The sequence below is a fragment of the Paenibacillus sp. NEAU-GSW1 genome (genome assembly GCF_009737085.1).
Classification (GTDB): Bacteria; Bacillota; Bacilli; order Paenibacillales; family Paenibacillaceae; genus Pristimantibacillus.
On record NZ_WOVL01000024.1, the window covers coordinates 19,110 to 33,529 of the forward strand.

The window sequence follows — 14,420 nt, forward strand, 5'->3', positions numbered from 1 at the left end:
ATGCAACAATTAATAATGGTATAATATGACTCACGGCCTAATTCGAGATTGATTTATAGATAATAAGGGGGATATTCGGCTTCATGTTCACGAACAGTTTGCTTGCAAGAATGTTTATCTTTTTCTCCAGCTTGCTGCTGGCGGGCGGCGCAGTACTTGGAATCACGATTTACAATTCGTCCTCAGCGCTCGTCGAAAGCTCAATGGGCATGCAAGCGAAAGCGGTTGCAGAGAACGCCCTCAGCCTTATCGACCTTGAAGACTACTCCAGTTTAAACGCAAACTCCGGCGAAACCGAATATTATAGCAAGCTGCGCGAGCAGCTCAATTCCATTCGCGAAGCAAACGGTTTGAAGTATTTGTATACGCTCAGCCATTCGGATGAGCTTGGCTACTACTATGTTGTAGACGGCGCTCCGCAGGACGTTGCAGAGGATGATTTCTCGCCGATCGGCACAGTCGAAGACAATGCCTACCCCGGCATGATTAAAGCGTTTGCCGAAGGCTCTTCGCAAGTAGGCGAGCTTTCTAAGGATGAATACGGCGCGACGATCACGGCCTATGTTCCCATTGTTGCGAAAGACGGCAAGCTGCTCGGCGTCATCGGAGCAGATTTGGACGCAACAGCCGTCTACGAGCTGATGAGCTCGAACCGCATTACGATGATTTGGACGGCGCTGGCTATTTTCCTGATCAGCTTGCTGCTCATTTATTTGCTCGCCCGCTATTTGACCCATCCGTTGAAAAAGCTGAAAACGCAGGTCGCCAAAGTCGGCGAAGGCGATATGACCGTTGCAGTGGAACTCAAACGCGGCGACGAAGTAGGACAGCTAGCAGACGCGTTCCGCAAGCTGGTAGCTGATACGCGCGAGGTCATCCAAGGCATCCGCGACAGCTCCGACAAGCTGTTGACAGCAGCCGAGGGCGTGTCCTTAAATGCGCGCAGCACGGCTGCCGAAAGCACCTCGATCTCCGGAGGCATCCAGGAGGCAGCGCAAGGCGCAAGCGCGCAAGTGATGCGCTCCTCGGAAGTTGCCGCGGCAATGGAGGAAGTAACGATTAGCATGCAGCATATCGCGCAATCGACTTCGATCGTTGCCAACGTATCCCAGCAAACGGCAGATAATGCCGTTCAAGGATCGGCAGCCATTGATGCAGCCGTAGCGCGGATGGAAGCGATTCAGACGTCCTCTTCACGCGTTGCAGCAGCTGCATATTCGCTTGAAAACTATTCGGAGCAGATCGGCGGAATCGTCTCCATGATGGCTGATATCGCGACGCAAACGAATCTGCTTGCATTAAACGCAGGCATAGAGGCTGCCAGAGCCGGCGAGAACGGGCGAGGCTTCGCTGTCGTCGCGAGCGAAGTTCGGAAGCTCGCTACACAGTCGCAGCAGTCGTCGCAGCAAGTGAGCGAGCTTATTGAAGCGATCGTCCGTCAGACAGCCGAGCTAACAGAAACGATGTCGGCGAGTACCCGTGATATTGAATCCGGCATGGTTACGGTTAAAGAAGCCGGCCAAGCCTTCGCTATTATCCGCCAAGGCTTGGAGAAAATTAACGAGCGGCTGCATGACGTATCCGCCGCTTCCGAGCAGCTGTCAGCCGGTTCGGAGGAAGTATCGGCCTCCGTCGAAGATATGGATTCCATCTCGCGCAAATTCGCCGAACGGTTCGAGCAGATCGCTCACTCCTCCAACACGCAGCTTGCTGCGATGAATGAGGTGAGCGCATCCTCCGAATCCATACGGCTCATGTCCGGCCACTTGAATACGCTGATCGGCCGCTTTAAAGTGTAATGTTAAGCTATTGGGAACGGGAACAGGTAATCGTTCATTTCCCGAAATAGCGAAGCAGGTTCGCTGAATAACGAACACAATTTCGCTATATAGCGAGTTTAACTGCAGTTAGAGTAGAATAAGGAACCGATCTGCGCTATTTGCGAACGAACGTTCACGAATAGCGTAGATCGGTTCTCTATCTGTTTCAGGCAACTCCAACCTTGCTCCAATAGCGAACTTGGCTTCGCAATATAGCGAGTCAGATTCGCTGTATTTTCACAAATCAGTGCGAACCGGCAAAAACCATCCCTCAAAATAACGAAAGAGGCTGTCTCATCAAACGTTGAGACAGCCTCTTTCGTTATTTATTAAACCGCGTACATACGCTCGCGGAGCGCTTTAATTTCGTCGCTCTCCAGGTACTCGTCGTACGTCATCATCCGGTCGATCAGACCGTTTGGCGTAATTTCCATAATGCGGTTCGCGATCGTTTGTACGAACTGATGGTCATGCGACGTGAACAGAACCGTACAATCGGTATCCGTCAAACCGTTGTTGAGCGCTGTAATCGACTCGAGATCCAAGTGGTTGGTAGGCTCGTCGAGAATAAACGTATTCGCGCCGCTGAGCATAATTTTGGACAGCATGCAGCGAACTTTCTCGCCCCCGGACAATACGCTTGCTTTCTTCATCGCGTCGTCGCCGGAGAACAGCATGCGGCCGAGGAAACCGCGGATGAACGTTTCGTCCGGGTCCTTCGAATACTGACGCAGCCATTCAACAAGGTTCAGCTCAACGCCGTCGAAGTAAGGCGCGTTGTCTTTCGGGAAGTAGCCTTGAGTCGTCGTTACGCCCCATTGGTACGAGCCCGCATCCGGCTCCAGCTCGCCCATCAGCAGCTGGAACAGAACCGTTTTCGGCAGTCCGTTCGGTCCAACGAAAGCGATTTTGTCGCCTTTGTTGATCGTCAGCGTCAAGTTGTCGATCACTTTCTCGCCGTCGATCGATTTCGTCAGTCCTTCTACGAGCAGCAGCGATTTGCCGGCTTCACGCTCGCCTTTGAACAGAATAAACGGATATTTACGGTTCGACGGACGAATGTCGTCAAGCGTAATTTTGTCGAGGAGCTTCTTACGGGAAGTTGCTTGCTTCGACTTTGATTTGTTGGCGCTGAAACGTTGAATAAACGCTTGCAGCTCCTTGATTTTGTCTTCCTTCTTCTTGTTCTCGCCGCGCTGCAACGCGAGCGCCAGCTGGCTCGACTCGTACCAGAAGTCGTAGTTGCCGACGTACATCTGGATTTTGCCGAAGTCGATATCCGCGATATGCGTACATACCGTATTCAAGAAGTGCCGGTCATGGCTGACAACGACGACAGTGCCTTCGTAACGGGACAAGAAATCTTCCAGCCAGCGGATCGATTCGATGTCCAAATGGTTGGTAGGCTCATCGAGGAGCAGAATGTTCGGATCGCCGAACAACGCTTGCGCCAGCAGGACGCGGACTTTCTCGTTGCCGCCCAGCTCCGACATTTTCTTATCGTGCAAATCTGGCGTAATGCCAAGGCCGTTCAGCATCTCAGCCGCTTGCGACTCCGCTTCCCAGCCGTTCATTTCAGCGAATTCCGCTTCCAGCTCGCCTGCGCGCATGCCGTCCTCGTCGGTAAAGTCCGCTTTAGCGTAAAGCGTATCTTTCTCCTTCATGACGTCATACAGCTTCTTATGTCCCATGATGACCGTTTCCAATACAACGAAATCATCGTATTCGTAATGGTTCTGTTTCAGCACGGCAAGACGCTCGCCCGGAGTAATATGAACTTCGCCGTTCGTTTGCTCGACTTCGCCGGACAATATTTTTAGAAACGTCGATTTGCCGGCGCCGTTCGCGCCGATCAAGCCGTAGCAGTTGCCTGGCGTAAACTTAATATTTACATCTTCAAAAAGCGCGCGCTTCCCAAAGCGAAGCGTTATGCCACTTGTACTAATCATTGTTCGCAACCCGTCCTTCTCTTCCATACTCAAATATTCTCGCACTATTATATCACAGTCTTCACCGGAAACGAACGCCGTAATCCGCTTTTTAGGCGAAAAAGATCGCTTACGCTATTCCGGCGTGGCCGCCGATCCTGCCGAACGATCCGCTGAAGCATGCAGCCGGCTGCTTCGGCTCGCACGAAAAACAAGAACAGCGCTCACTCCATACAATAACGCGCTCGCATAAAACAAAGCGTTGATCGTCAGCCAGTCGATCAAATAGCCGCCGGCGATAACGGCAAAACCGGACGCAATCGTCGTCCAGAAATGATAAGAGCCGATTGCCGCGCCTCTTGATCCGGGCTCCGTATTGTCGGCTAACAGCAGCCGCTCGCTCATTTTTTGCATGGCGCCGCATGCGCCCATCAGCAGCTGCAAAGCTAATACAGCCACATAGGACAGCACCCACGGAAATACCAGCATCGATGCCATCATGCCAAACGAGCTTAGCAGCAAAATACGCGGGCTGTGCTTATCAAGCTTCGGCCCGAGCCATTGCGACGCGACAGCCGAACTAATCGTAAATACAGCAAAGGCCAGACCGTACTTCGAAAAGCTGTTGCCTAAGTTTTTAAGAAAAAGCAAGTAATAAGGATAGATCATGCCGACGGCTAACGTCACGATGCTCTGGGATCGAATCAGCCATTTCATATTCATCGGGCGAATTACCACCCTTGCCTTTTTTTAAGCGAAGTGATTTGCGCGATGTGATGGCGTCCGTGCCAAGCAAACCGCTGAAGCGCTTCATATAAAGTCATTGTTCCATATGAAGGACTAACGACCGTCTTGTCGAGCTCCGACAGGCTCAAGCTGCGAAATAACGCCGTTAACCTTCCGCGCAGCCCTTCCAGCATATGCAGCGAATGCTCGACCGGCATATTATAATCAGCCAGCTCCGCCCACAGATTTTCCCGATAACTGCTTGCCGTCGGCGCATCCTCAGTAAGGCCCCGCTTGAAACGAAGCGTCGCGTTCATATCGTTGTCGGCTAGATGATGCACAACCTGCCGGACGGTCCAGCCGCCCGGACGATACGGCGTATTCAATTGCTCCTCCGTAAGCCCCTTTATCGTGCTGCGCAGCACTTCCGGCATTTGCGCGATTTCCTCAATCCATTGCTTCCGATGCTCCGATGTAGGGTTAGCAACTGCTTCGAATTTTCCAAGCGGATAACGCAAATCTTCCATCTCTCATTCCTCCGTCTTTAGCAAATAGTTTTCATAAAAGTAGTTCATAAACAGTCCGTCCGGATCGTACAGCTCCTTCTTTTGCCGGAACAGCTCGTAGTTTGGATACGCCTGCTGAAACTGTTCTACGCTCGGATAGGCGAAACTTCCACGCCGCGCGCATCGCATTGTTTCGGGTAATTAGCTCCCCGGATTGTTCTGTAAAAAACCGCGTCTGCAAATCCCACATCATCGTTTTTCCCCAATCCGTCGAACGATTCAACTGGAACAACAGCTTGCCGGGCGCTACCCATGGTTCTCGCATAGACAATTTGTTATACGCTTGCAGTGATCCCTCTCCTTCTGCAAGGCCGTAGTTTTTCGCGAACATTTCAGTCAGGTAGCTGTCAGGGGCTACGGACAAACGAGCGATATGCATGCGGATCCCCGGATCGGCGGCCACTTTTTGCTGAAAATAGGCTTTATAGTCCTCCGTTGCCATCGTTTCTGTCGTCACGCTGTATAGCTCGTCATCCGTCAAAGACAGCGTCACGTCCAAAATAATGCCAAACAGCCCATAACCGCCAAGCGCCAACGGGAACAGCTCGGCGTTCTCCTCGCGGCTGACTGTTTTCACTTGTCCATCTGCCATAAGCAGTCTAAAGGATTCCACGCTTTTAATCATGGAGCCGTTACGAATATCCCGGCCGTGTGCGTTAATGCTGATCGAACCGCCTACCGTGAACGTATTTTGCGATTGCATCGTCTTCACCGCCAAGCCGTAGCGGTTGGCTTTATCTTGAATTTGCTCCCAGGTCACGCCGGACTGTACCGTAATCGTCTTCCGTTCCGTATCCAAATTGAGAATGCGGTTATAGGCGGTCATATCGACCACAATGCCGTCTTTGTAGTAAGTGTGTCCGCCCTGGCTGTGGCGCTGGCCGGCAATGGACACCGTCAGCCCCTTGTCCTTCGCTTCCTTCAGCAGCTTGACGAGCTGCGCTTCTTCTTTCCCCGCGACGACCCGCTCCACCTTGACCGGATGCAGCCGGCTATAATCGGTCACCAGATACGGGTCCTGGTCGACGGCTGATGTGCGGACGAAGCTGTAAATGCTTAGCGCCACCAACAGAAGCAGCGCCGCCGTTTTTTTCATCCCCGGCTTCAACGCCTTCTCAACTCCCACTGTTTCCGTACATACGCATCGTGTACCGCAAAATAACGGAACAAAGTTTAACAAAGTTCCGTTATTTCGCCAAATCCCTACCTTCGACACGGAATAGCGGAACAAAGTTAACAAAGTTCCGTTATTCCGCCCACCCCCGCAGCAGCAACGCCTGCTGTGGCCGTCCTTCGGCGGCAAAAAAGCTCCCAACAGGCATCGTCGATATCTTATACCTGATTGAGAGCTTCATCTCTTAACGCAATTCTATCTTTAGCTCGAAAAAGCCAACAGCTAGTCCCAGTTCAGCTTCACTTCATTGCCAGTACGGGACGATTCGTAAATGGCATCAAGAATGCGCATGTTCGTATAACCGGAAATAGCCGGCGCAATTGGCTGCTTGCCTTCCAGCACGCATTCGACGAAATGCTTGCTCAGCAGCACGCGATCCTCATCGCCTTCAAGCGGTTCTACATCCGATTGCACGACTTCATTGTCCGCATGCGTAACGAACGAACCTTTGTCGCCAACGAGCGACACGCCGCCGTCCGTACCCATCAGATGGATAAAAGGATCCTCGCTAACCGATGCGGAATGGGCCGCCCAGCTGACGTCAAGCGACAGCGTCGCGCCGTTGTCAAGCTTGATGAGCGCCGAGGCCAAATCCTCGACATCGTAGTAGCCTTCCCAGTTCGGCGTTCCCCAGTTGCCGATGCCTTCTTTTTTCGGGCCAAATTCGGCATAAGTCGAGCCGTAGACGGAAATCGGCTTCGGATTGCCCAGCAAGTAGAGCGAAAGGTCCAGCATATGGACGCCGATGTCGATGAGCGGACCGCCGCCGGATTGGTCGCTGCGCGTAAACCAGGAGCCCCAACCCGGAATGCCCTTTTTGCGCATCCAGCCCGTCTTCACATTATAGATGCGCCCCAGATCGCCATTGTCGATACGCGCTTTAATGGCGCGGCTTAGTCCGCTCCAGCGCATTTGATGAGCCATCATCAGCACTTTGCCGGATTGTTCCACAGCTTCAACGATAGTACGAGACGCTTCGGCGTCAATCGCCATCGGTTTTTCCAGCAGCACATGCTTCCCTTGCTTCAATGCTTCGATCGCTAGCGGCGCATGGAATTGGTTCGGCACGGCGATGATGACGGCGTCAAGCGACGCGTCCTCCAGCAGCGCTTGCGGATTTTCATGAACAACGGCGATGCCGTGCTCCTCCGCCCGCTGCTGCGCAAGCGGCAAGTATGCGTCGGTAACCGCCGCAATTTCAGCGTTATCCAATTTTGCAAACGTATTTAGGTGAACATTGGCAATGGCGCCTGCGCCGATAATGCCAAGACGAATCGATTTGCTCATTAGTACGGAATGCCTCCTTACAAGTAGGTGTACAAGTCAGGCTAAGTATATCGCTCATTAGAGCAGCTGTCATTTCTCGCATTTGGCGTCCCGTTGTACTCTTTTGTCATTTTAGGATCGGCCGAAAAGCTTCCATGTCTCGCCATGCGGCAGCACGACGATACGTTCCGACTCGATGCCGCGCTCAACGCGTCCTGCTTCGAGACGGCACAACGCCTCCCGCGGCGTATCGTCCGCCAGCTTGAATGCGCCGTAATGCATCGGCACAAACCACTTCGCCCCGGTATCTTCGAACGCTTGAAGCGCCTGCTCCGGCGTGACGTGCTGAGGACCCATGAACCATTCCGGCTCATAAGCGCCGATCGGCATCAGGGCGACATCAATGTCGAACCGGCTGCCGATTTCGCTAAATCCTTTGAAATAGCCGCTGTCGCCGGCGAAATATAGCGTCGGAGCCGGCGAGACGACAGGTCTGTACGTATTTCCCGAAGTCGCTTCGCCACACTCTGCTTGCCATGCAGCCGCGTCGGTATGCTTCTTAGGCTCGATAACCCAGCCTCCCCAATGGGAGCTGTTCATATCCCAAGGCGTGCGGCGGGTCCAATGCTGGGAAGGAACGAACGTAAACCGGGCACCGCCGATTTCAACCGATTCCCACCAATGAAGCTCGCGGACGTTGGCAAAGCCTTTCATCCGGAGCTTCGAGCTAAGACCTGCAGGAACAAGCAACTGCCGTTTACCCTTTAATTGGCGAAGCGTTTGGATGCTTAGATGGTCATAGTGCGAATGCGAGATTAGCACGATGTCGACAGGCGGCACTTCGGCTATCGGAATGCCCGGCGGCGCAAGTCTTTTTTGAAAAGCCATTTGCGAAGCCCACACCGGGTCTGTCATGATGCTTAATCCGTCCAATTGAATAAAAAAAGTAGAATGCCCTACCCATGTAATCGAAGGCTGCTTATGGCTCTGTCCGTTATGCAAATAATCGAGATCCGGCTGTACATTCGGCACCTTATAGGAAAAATCCTTATTTTTAAGCCTGCTCATCCGTTCCTGACGCCATCTGGTAAACTGCTTAAATGATTGTTGCTGTTTAACCGGCTCCGCGTTTTCGAATTTCTTAAGCCTCAATGCAGCATCCCTCGCTTTTCGAGTAAGTTGTGCGACGACTCTTGTTTTAAGATATCAAACTATGCGGGGAGGAAGCAACAAATGGAAGTTTGGAGTGAAAAATGGCATAAACTCGCGTCGAACTGTTATTTCATGTACACTAATTAGTGTATATTACCGCTTATTGAATGGAACGGAGGTATTCAGCGAATATGAAGCTGATTTCGATTGAACCGACACCAAGTCCAAATTCGATGAAGTTAAATGTTGACGAGCCGCTTGCCAAAGGCTTGCAGCAATCCTATACAACAAAGGAAGCGGAGTCCGCTCCTGAGCCTTTGCGCAGCCTCCTCGCCATTGAAGGGGTGCGCAGCGTTTTCCGCACCGCCGATTTTATCGCTCTTGACCGCATTGCGAATGCGGATTGGGCGCGTATTCTCGCCGACGTTCGCGCGCTGCTGTCCGGCGGCTCTTCCGTCGAGGCGAACGCGGAAGCGGTCCCTTCTGCGGAAGGATACGGCGAAGCGCACGCACTCGTGCAAATGTTCCGCGGCATCCCGATGCAGGTGCGCGTCAAAACCGGCGAGCGCGAAGTTCGATCCGCGCTGCCGCCGAAGTTTTTCGCCGCCGTATCCGATGCGGCCGGAGCGACTATGATCCGCGAGCGGAAGCTGGAGGATCTCGGCGTCCGTTACGGCGAGCTGGAGGAAATCGCCGCCGATATCGTAAAGGAGCTCGACGCGGCCTATACGGATGAGCGGCTTGGCGCTTTGATCGAAGCAGCGCGGGCGCTTGGCCCTGGCGACGAGCTTGCGCTGCCAGCCAGACTGGCGCCGCTGTCGCCGGAGGAGCTTGCGGAGCAGCTGGACTCGCCGGATTGGCAAGCCCGATATGCCGCGCTTGAACGGATCGGCTCCGCCGAGCCCGAGCTGCTGCCTTCGCTTGCGAAAGCGCTGGGCGACGACAATATGTCCGTCCGCAGGCTTGCCGTCGTCTATCTCGGCGATTTGCGCGATACGCCTGAGGCGATGCCTTATATGATTCAGGCGCTGCGCGATAAGTCTGCAGCTGTCCGGCGCACAGCCGGAGATACGCTCTCCGATTGGGGCAATCCGGCTGCGATCGGCCCAATGATCGAGGCGCTGCGCGATTCGAACAAGCTCGTTCGCTGGCGCGCAGCCCGCTTCTTGTATGAGATCGGCGACGAAAGCGCGATCGAAGCGCTGCGCGTCGCTGCGCAGGATGCCGAGTTCGAGATCAAGCTGCAAGCGCAAATGGCGCTCGAGCGAATCGAGCGCGGCGAAGAAGCCGCCGGCTCGGTCTGGCAGCAGATGACCGCAGCCCGCGCCCGCGAGCAGCAATAGCGCTGACGAAACAAGGCCGATTACAGCCTTGTTTGCCCCCGTCTCGCTCGCATACAAAAAGCACCGTCCTATCTCCATCTGGATAATAGGACGGTGCTTTTATCAAATTTAGCGGCTATAGCTCAGTTCGACCTTTACGAGTATCGAGCCGTCGGTGCCGTACGGCTCATAGGTGGCCGAATAGCCAACAGCTACGCCGGCTGCAGTGAATGCTTCCTTCAGATCCTCCGCCAAGCTGTCACCGCCTTCATATCGGAAGCCAAACTCCCCGCTTTTCTGCGACAGCTGTTTGCGCACAAATTGCGCAAGCTCTCTTTTATCAGCAACAGTACGATCCGCTTCGAGCCAACCAAGGCCAAGCTCTTCCTTCAACTGAGCAAACGCTTCTCGCGACTGTTCTCCGCCGCTGCTCCCGAGCATCTTCAACTCTTCCGCATAGCTCCGATCTGCCGCAGGATACGTTTTCACCCAGGTATGATCGGCTCTCAATTCATCGTCCGTCTTTAAATAGTAGCTGTACCGAATCGGCTGAAGCGCGGAAAATGATGCATTGCCGCCCTCGCTTTGGCTTGCGGTTTCAATAATCGGATCATCCCAAGTGAGATCCAGATGGTACCAGTTGCCGTCGAGCTGCACCATGTTCCACGCATGATCGCCTGATTTGACCGACCCTTCCGCGATCCGCACTGGAATGCCGGCTTGCTTCAGCATCGAATAACCTAACAATGAATAACCTTGGCAAACGGCTCGGCCTGTCGTCAAAGCTTCGTAAGCGGTGTAACGGGTAAGCGACTGGTCATATTCAAGGCGGCCCACAATCCAATCGTGAATCGCTTTTACTTTTTGATGATCGTTCATTGCCGGGGTAATAATGTCCGCCAGTGCTTGCCTGACAGTTTCCTCCACTTTAGCCGTCTGCTCTTGCGTCTCCCGGTACCTTGCTTCGATTTTGATCGACGACCTTCCGCCCCAGCTGCGAATCGTATACAAGTAAGAATCCAATACATAAGCAATATAATCGTCTTTGGCCAATGATCGGCGAATCGACGTCTGCAAATTGTCCGCAAGCTCCTGCTTATTGCCATCATACTGAATCGTGAAATGTTCAGCTCGCTCTAAAAAATGCTTCGACATTTCCTGCTCCAGCTGTTCCATTGTCGAGCTTTGGCCCGACTCCGCAAGAACAGGGAACAGGTCGAGCTTTATCTCCAAACTAAACGCGGCGATGACTACGACTGTCAAAGCCAGCAGCTTGCCAGCATGTTTGCGCATAAGGCCCTCCCTCTCCGTACCTTGCTCCCTATTGGAAAAGCTTTCTATTCATTTCTATTCTAACCGAATATTCGAGATGCTAACTAGAAGCCCAATAATAAAAAACAATTACCATTAATATTGCCGGCTAAGAGCATTAAAGAATGAAGACAATAGCCAAGTACTAAAATTCGCAACTTCGGAGGATGAACGGATGTACCAGCCTAACTTTTCAAGTCAGATTCATCAATGCGAGCAAATCGCTCAGCAAATGATGCAGCAAACTCAGCAAGCAACGCAAATGTATCAGCAGCTGCTGCAGCAGGAACAGCAAAACGCAAGAACGTTGGAGGATATTGCTCAAAAAGAGCAAAAAGCAGCTCATATTATACAAACTGCTTTGCACGGTCATCAAATGGCCATGCAGCAATTGCAACAAGTGACCAATATTTGCAGGCAATTGGAGCAATCCGCCCAAACGTTTACAATGACTGCTTTTAACCAGCAGCAGTTGCATCAGCCGCAAAATCATTTTAGCACACAAAACCATTTCCAATAAAAGAAGGGGTAAAAACCAAATGATCAAGAAAAAAGCTGGCTTGCTGCTAACTGCCGTTTGCCTGTCGCTTTCATTATCGTCTGCCGCCTATGCCAACCAAGGCGTTGCAAACCGAACGGAGCCGACACCTTTCGCAGATTCGCAATATCGTGGTACAGGAACGTATAACAACGGCACTTATTATAACGGAAACACGTATAATGGCACCTTTAGAGGCGCAGGAGCTCCCAATAATAATATGGGCATTCTCCCCACCGGCACTGATCGCACAACAAGAGACGGTTACGGAGCGCAAAGCTACAATAATCGCTCTGTCGGCTTGACAGATAAGGCAAATCGTTACCGGACGACCGCCGCAGACGATAATGATATGGATTGGGGCTGGCTCGGCCTTTTAGGATTAATCGGTTTAGCCGGACTCCGCAATCGCGGACGAGAGAGAACTTAACTTTATTTGCCGTTCGTCAGGCCGTTCGATAGAGCGGCCTGATTTTAAACGGTGTCATTGACGGAACTACATGATCTTTCCGAAATCTTTAAACTTTGAATTTCAGGTTGCAGCGGATCTTACTACCTTTGAAAAACCGAGCTGCGAACAACAAGCGTAGGCGGAATATACAAACGCAGCATCTCCCGATTACGATTCCCCTTCAAGGAAAGCAGCAGTTCAGCCGCAGCTTCGGACATTCGCTCTTTCTCCACGCGCATCGTCGTCATGCCGAGGCCGCTTTCTTCCTCATATTGAAGATCGTCAAAGCCAATGATCGAGATATCCTCCGGCACCTTCAGCTGCCGCCTACGCAGCTGTTTGGCAAGCAGAAAGGCGATTCGATCGTTCCCGCAAAAAAACGCGCTTGGCCATTCTTCCAACCGGTTCAAAAACTCATCAATTTCCCGCTCTGTATCGTGAAAGCCTCCGGAATACGTCAATACGCATTTCATATCTAATTGAAGCCTGTGCTCCTGTAATGCGCTCCAATAGCCAAGCCAGCGCTCTTCATGGCTGGTCGTCAAGTTGGCAGGGCCGATAAATCCGATGCTGCGATGTCCAGATTGAATAAGAGTTTTAACTGCCTCGCAGGCCCCTTCCGTGTTCGCTGAAGCGACAACCGGACAAGGCAGCTCGCGATGGTACGAGTCCAGCATAACGAGCGGCGCATCCAGCTCCCAGACAAGCCTTGCATAATTTTTCACCACAATCCCGAACAAAATAATGCCTTCATAGGAAAGCTCGGCACAATGTCTCGGCAGCTGAAGCGAGGCTTCCATTTCCTGATCTATCGGCGCAATAACGGCGTTTAGCCCTCTTTTTCGAACGCTCCTCTCCAGTCCCCAGATCATATCATGGTAGAAGCGGAAATGATCGTTATCCTGATAGCTCATAATTCGCTCAGGCACCAGCACGAGCACATTCCCGCTTGACGCCGTCTTATCCGCATATTGGCCATAACCGAGCTCCTTGGCTGTCTGCAAAATCCGGTATCGCATTTCATCGCTGACGCCTTTCTTATCTTGCAAGGCAAGCGATACGGCATTTTTCGAAATATGTAAATGGTCTGCAATATTCTGCATCGACACTTTCTTTTTGCTGCCCATTGTTCTTTTCAATCCCTTCGAAACATGATAAACTAAACCCAACTTTACTTTACTTATTATTATTTTGTCAAGTTTGTCAAGTGAAGCGGTATGAAGGAACAGGAGGGAACGGCTAGTGAAATATGCAGTCGGAATCGATATCGGCGGCACAAAAACAGCTCTTGGCCTCGTCACATCAGACGGGCAAGTGTTGTCCAAAGCATCACTTACTACAGATCTGTCGCTTGCGCCGTCTGATATGGTTGACAAAATAGCGGAAGCAGCCCATCGCCTGCTTTCTGAGAGCAGTCTGCAGCAGACTGACCTTCAAGGAATCGGCCTGGGCGCACCCGGCCCTCTGAACACGAAGCTTGGGCAAATCGCCGAGCCTCCCAATCTTCGCAGTTGGTGGAACTTCCCTGTCGTAGAATCGTTTAAGCGCCATTTTCAGGTGCCGATTGTACTGGAGAACGACGCGACTGCCGCAGCCTTGGCGGAAAAATGGATGGGAGCGGCCAAGTCGGCGGACCACTTCGTATACATCACGATCAGTACCGGCATCGGAGCGGGAATTTACAGCCACGGAAGACTCATTACCGGCGCGACCGGAAATGCTGGTGATATCGGGCATATGGTCGTTGATCCATCCGGCGGCGACTGTCCGTGCGGACAACGCGGGTGCTTCGAACATATCGCCTCAGGTACGGCGATTGCTAGAGAAGCCAGCTCGCTGTTACAGCGTCCGGTTACATCCAAAGAGGTTTTCGAGCTTGCCCTATCCGGTCAGAATACCGAAATGAAACAGCTCGTCGATCGCGTGTTCGGCAACATTGGCGTCGGTTGTGCAACGCTAATTAACACTTTCGATCCTGAGCTGCTTGTTATCGGGGGCGGCGTCTCCCAGGTAGGAGAGCCTTTATTCGAAGCCGTTGGCGCATATATCAAGCGCAATGCGCTGAATCCTTCCGGGCGGAATACGCCTGTTGTTCCTGCTGCGCTTCAACAAGAAGCCGGCTTAATCGGCGCAGCCGCACTTATTCATACGAAGTATTAGAAGAGG

Annotated in this window: 13 protein-coding genes; 5 read left to right on the plus strand and 8 right to left on the minus strand. The window is 52.4% G+C overall.

Annotated features, from left to right (window positions below; genetic code table 11):
* Positions 1-83 precede the first annotated feature (83 nt).
* Positions 84-1,799: a methyl-accepting chemotaxis protein gene (locus tag GOM71_RS17665; RefSeq protein WP_156283431.1), complete on the plus strand. Its 1,716-nt coding sequence runs from the start codon at positions 84-86 to the stop codon at positions 1,797-1,799.
* 350 nt (positions 1,800-2,149) lie between these two features.
* Here the strand turns inward: GOM71_RS17665 and GOM71_RS17670 are convergent, their stop codons facing one another.
* From GOM71_RS17670 to GOM71_RS17695, 6 genes are all read right to left on the minus strand, one after another.
* Complete coding sequence (locus GOM71_RS17670) at positions 2,150-3,769, minus strand: ABC-F family ATP-binding cassette domain-containing protein (RefSeq protein ID WP_156283433.1); 1,620 nt, start codon at positions 3,767-3,769, stop codon at positions 2,150-2,152.
* A gap of 114 nt (positions 3,770-3,883) precedes the next feature.
* The gene (locus GOM71_RS17675; RefSeq protein WP_156283435.1) at positions 3,884-4,471 is read right to left on the minus strand and encodes an MFS transporter; all 588 of its coding nucleotides are present in this window, start codon (positions 4,469-4,471) and stop codon (positions 3,884-3,886) included.
* An 8-nt stretch (positions 4,472-4,479) separates the two neighbouring features.
* On the minus strand, positions 4,480-5,001 hold the full coding sequence (locus GOM71_RS17680; protein WP_156283437.1) for a YfiT family bacillithiol transferase: 522 nt from the start codon (positions 4,999-5,001) through the stop codon (positions 4,480-4,482).
* A gap of 31 nt (positions 5,002-5,032) precedes the next feature.
* Entirely contained in the window at positions 5,033-6,166 is a 1,134-nt protein-coding gene (locus GOM71_RS17685; RefSeq protein WP_367649680.1) for an FAD-binding oxidoreductase, read from the minus strand.
* Positions 6,167-6,436: 270 nt separating this feature from the next.
* Positions 6,437-7,501: a Gfo/Idh/MocA family protein gene (locus tag GOM71_RS17690; RefSeq protein WP_156283439.1), complete on the minus strand. Its 1,065-nt coding sequence runs from the start codon at positions 7,499-7,501 to the stop codon at positions 6,437-6,439.
* A 111-nt stretch (positions 7,502-7,612) separates the two neighbouring features.
* Positions 7,613-8,548: an MBL fold metallo-hydrolase gene (locus GOM71_RS17695; RefSeq protein WP_156283528.1), complete on the minus strand. Its 936-nt coding sequence runs from the start codon at positions 8,546-8,548 to the stop codon at positions 7,613-7,615.
* A gap of 275 nt (positions 8,549-8,823) precedes the next feature.
* On the opposite strand from GOM71_RS17695, the gene GOM71_RS17700 reads away from it, so the two are divergent.
* Positions 8,824-9,975 carry a virulence factor gene (locus GOM71_RS17700; protein ID WP_156283441.1) on the plus strand — a complete coding sequence of 384 codons (1,152 nt, stop codon included), beginning with the start codon at positions 8,824-8,826 and terminating at the stop codon, positions 9,973-9,975.
* Positions 9,976-10,083: 108 nt separating this feature from the next.
* Here GOM71_RS17700 and GOM71_RS17705 read toward each other — a convergent pair whose 3' ends face one another.
* Positions 10,084-11,247, minus strand: coding sequence for a transglutaminase domain-containing protein (locus tag GOM71_RS17705; RefSeq protein ID WP_156283443.1), 1,164 nt, complete (start codon positions 11,245-11,247; stop codon positions 10,084-10,086).
* Positions 11,248-11,527: 280 nt separating this feature from the next.
* Between GOM71_RS17705 and GOM71_RS17710 the strand changes: the two genes are divergently transcribed.
* Both GOM71_RS17710 and GOM71_RS24485 read left to right on the plus strand, forming a co-directional pair.
* On the plus strand, positions 11,528-11,785 hold the full coding sequence (locus GOM71_RS17710; protein ID WP_367649681.1) for a hypothetical protein: 258 nt from the start codon (positions 11,528-11,530) through the stop codon (positions 11,783-11,785).
* Between the two features lie 19 nt (positions 11,786-11,804).
* The gene (locus GOM71_RS24485; RefSeq protein ID WP_156283447.1) at positions 11,805-12,233 is read left to right on the plus strand and encodes a WGxxGxxG family protein; all 429 of its coding nucleotides are present in this window, start codon (positions 11,805-11,807) and stop codon (positions 12,231-12,233) included.
* A gap of 122 nt (positions 12,234-12,355) precedes the next feature.
* Here GOM71_RS24485 and GOM71_RS17720 read toward each other — a convergent pair whose 3' ends face one another.
* Positions 12,356-13,393: a LacI family DNA-binding transcriptional regulator gene (locus GOM71_RS17720; RefSeq protein WP_253944901.1), complete on the minus strand. Its 1,038-nt coding sequence runs from the start codon at positions 13,391-13,393 to the stop codon at positions 12,356-12,358.
* A 103-nt stretch (positions 13,394-13,496) separates the two neighbouring features.
* Between GOM71_RS17720 and GOM71_RS17725 the strand changes: the two genes are divergently transcribed.
* Positions 13,497-14,414, plus strand: coding sequence for an ROK family protein (locus GOM71_RS17725; RefSeq protein WP_367649682.1), 918 nt, complete (start codon positions 13,497-13,499; stop codon positions 14,412-14,414).
* Positions 14,415-14,420: the final 6 nt, after the last annotated feature.